Here is a 284-nt window from a genome sequence, read left to right on the forward strand (position 1 = left end):
TAAGCCACCACCACGCCGATGGTGCTGAAGTGCGGCAGCAGCACCACCGCAATCGCCGGCGCGAGGAAGTTCGACAGCCCGGCCGACAGGTTATAGACCGAAATCGCCGCCCCTTTATGATTTGGCTCCAGCGCCGGGAATACCGCCGCCATCGGCACAAACGCCGCGACGAAAATCCCCAGCGCAATTGCCGGCACCAGCGCCATGGCGAAGTTATGGCCGAAGTGCTGCGGCAGGTAGTAAAACGCCAGGCTCGACAGCGCCATGCCGATGCAGCCGAACCA

General features: G+C 63.0%; 1 pseudogene. It reads right to left on the reverse strand.

Annotated elements, in window-relative coordinates:
• Window positions 1–284, reverse strand: a pseudogene (locus tag PGQ95_RS26450) (cytochrome C biogenesis protein CcdA); the annotation flags it as partial.

The sequence above is a fragment of the Klebsiella sp. 141240 genome (assembly GCF_050600805.1).
Taxonomy (GTDB): domain Bacteria; phylum Pseudomonadota; class Gammaproteobacteria; order Enterobacterales; family Enterobacteriaceae; genus Klebsiella; species Klebsiella aerogenes.